Below are 2,746 nucleotides of genomic sequence, written 5' to 3' on the forward strand. Positions count from 1 at the left end.
CGAGCACTTCAATAAGTTGCGTGGCAAGGGGTAATTTTTCGGCCTATTTACGGCTTCAGCACCACCCGGCCCATCACGGTGCCATTGCGCAGATCGTCCAGTGATTTCGAGCCTTCGCCCAGCCGGCGGGTGCTGACGGGGATGGGGTCGATCTTGCCGGCTTTCACCAGTTCCATCATCTCCTTGGTTTCCTCAAGCGAGCCGACATAGGAGCCGCCGATGGAGATGGCGCGCATGGGGAAGAGGGGGATCGGCATGGCGAAGCCACCGCCGAAAAGGCCTACCACGATCACCTTGCCGCCCTTGCGCACAACACTGGTCGCGAACTTGAGAGAGGCTTCCGAGCCGACGAAATCGACAGCAGCGGGCACGCCGCCATTCGTGTCGGCGAGCACCTTGCGGATCGCGTCTTCGTCCTTCGGGTTGTAAACCTCATGCGCACCTGCGCCGCGCGCCGATTGCAGCTTGTTGTCGTCCACATCTGCGCCGAGCGGTGCGGCAGGAAAGAGTGCTTTTGCGAATTGCAGGCCCATCATACCGACACCGCCAAGGCCGACCACCATGACGCGCTCTTCCGGGCTGATGTCGCCGAGCTTCTTCATGGCGCTATAGGCGGTGAGGCCCGAGCACATATAGGTCGCGGCCAGCCCTTCAGGCACGCCCGTATAGTCGAGCAGATAGCGCGGATGCGGCACGAGAACATGCGTCGCATAACCGCCCGCCACCTGAATACCAAGCGCACGCGGTTTGTTGCAGAGATGTTCGTCACCCCGGTTGCAGGTCGGGCACTCGCCGCAGCCGATCCACGGGAAGGCAACGACGCGATCCCCTATCGTCACCCCTTCAGCATCCGGCCCGGCTGCGATGATTTCACCTTCGATTTCATGGCCAAGCGTAAAGGGAAGCTGGCGTCCCGCGCGCACATCGAGTTTGTTGCCGCCGCCCATGTCGAAATGGCCGTCATGGATATGCACGTCCGAATGGCACACGCCGCAATGCGTGACCTTCAGAAGCACTTCCGTTCCCTTGGGCTCCGGCGTCGCGCTTTCAACAAGCTGCAGCGGCTGGCCATATTCGACGATTGCTTCGGACTTCATGAGACGTCTCCAGGGGAACATTTGTCATTGTGATTTGATCGCAATGTGCCACGAGCGAGCATGCCGGACAACCATTGCGAGGCGCTTTAATCGAGGGCAGAGACAGCCCGGGCAAGGGCGCAGAACTCCTCGACCGAAAGCTCTTCCGCGCGCTGCGTCGGGGAAATGCCGGCTGCTTCGATAAAGCCGGCAGGGTCTCCGAGGCCCAGCGATTTGAGGCTCGCCCGCAGCATCTTCCGGCGCTGGCCGAATGCGGCGGCCACTATGCGTTCGAGCATGCGCGGCGGCGCTTCGGCCAACGGCTGCGCGCGCGGCACCAACTCCACGACAGAGGAAGTGATGGAGGGCGGCGGCGTAAAGGCACGCTTGTCCACGTTGAACAGGATCCGCGCCTGCGTGCGCCACTGTGCCAGCACACCAAGGCGGCCATAGGCCTTGCTGCCGGGCAGAGCGGTGATGCGCTCTGCGACCTCTCGCTGGAACATGAGGGTGAGGCTTTCATACCAGGGTGGCCACGGCTCGGTCTGCAACCAGCCGACGAGAAGCGGCGTTCCGATATTGTAAGGAAGGTTGGCAACGATCCGTGCCGGACCTTCCACAAGAGCACGCATATCCGTCGTCAGCGCATCGCCCTCGATGATGGCGAGCCTGCCGGGGCAAGCCGCAGAGATTTCCTCGAGCGCGGCGATGCAGCGGGGATCGCGCTCAATGGCAATCACCCGTCGCGCACCATTCTCGAGCAGGGCGCGGGTCAGGCCACCCGGTCCGGGACCAACCTCGACAACATCATGGCCCTCAAGCGGCCCCGCAGCGCGGGCAATGCGGCCTGTGAGGTTGAGATCAAGCAGGAAGTTCTGGCCGAGGGACTTCTGCGCAGAAAGCCCGTGTTTCGCGATGACCTCGCGGAGCGGTGGCAGGTCCGAGAGGCTCACTGGCGTGCCCTGCATGCGGCCATGTCGCCGGCGGCCCTGATGGCGGCAATGAGACTGCCGGGATGTGCCATGCCCTTGCCCGCAATGTCGAGTGCGGTGCCGTGGTCCGGCGATGTGCGCACGATGGGAAGCCCCAGCGTCGTGTTGACGCCATTCTCGAAATCAATCGTCTTGAGCGGGATCAGGGCCTGATCGTGATACATGCAGAGAACCGCATCGTAATTTTTCCGCGCGGCTGCATGGAACAGCGTGTCGGCGGGGTGAGGCCCGGTGAAGTTAGCGCCGGTATTGTTGTCGCTCAGTGCCTTGATGGCGGGTGCGATGATGTCGATTTCCTCGCGGCCAAGCCGCCCTTCCTCGCCAGCATGGGGATTGAGGGCTGCAACCGCAATGCGCGGGTGAGGGATCGAGAAATCGGTTTGCAGCGCGGCAGCGAGGATCTGCCCCTGCTCGATAATGGTCTCGCGCGTCAGCTGCCCGACGACCTTCTGGAGCGGGAGATGGACCGTCACAGGCACAACGCGCAGGTCAAAGCAGGAGAGCATCATCACCGGCGTGGTCCCGCCGCAGAGGTCTGCCAGATATTCCGTATGCCCCGGAACGGAAAGGCCCGCATCATAAAGCGCGCGCTTGTGAATGGGGTTGGTGACCATGCCACCAGCCTGACCCGAGATGCAAAGCTGCGCGGCGAGGTTGATTGCATCCATCACCGCTTTC

3 protein-coding genes are annotated in these 2,746 nt (G+C 62.6%); all 3 read right to left on the reverse strand.

Annotated elements, in window-relative coordinates; all coding sequences use genetic code 11:
• Nucleotides 1–47: 47 nt before the first annotated feature.
• Entirely contained in the window at nucleotides 48–1,097 is a 1,050-nt protein-coding gene (locus tag WBF74_RS14165; protein ID WP_424441045.1) for an alcohol dehydrogenase, read from the reverse strand.
• Between the two features lie 86 nt (nucleotides 1,098–1,183).
• On the reverse strand, nucleotides 1,184–2,044 hold the full coding sequence (gene rsmA, locus WBF74_RS14170; RefSeq protein ID WP_424441047.1) for a 16S rRNA (adenine(1518)-N(6)/adenine(1519)-N(6))-dimethyltransferase RsmA: 861 nt from the start codon (nucleotides 2,042–2,044) through the stop codon (nucleotides 1,184–1,186).
• Nucleotides 2,026–2,746: 4-hydroxythreonine-4-phosphate dehydrogenase PdxA (gene pdxA, locus WBF74_RS14175; protein WP_424441049.1), on the reverse strand; the 721-nt coding region annotated here is incomplete at its 5' end. The genes rsmA and pdxA, both read right to left, overlap by 19 nt.

The organism is Parvibaculum sp., assembly GCF_049672805.1.
In the GTDB taxonomy this organism is placed as follows: domain Bacteria; phylum Pseudomonadota; class Alphaproteobacteria; order Parvibaculales; family Parvibaculaceae; genus Parvibaculum.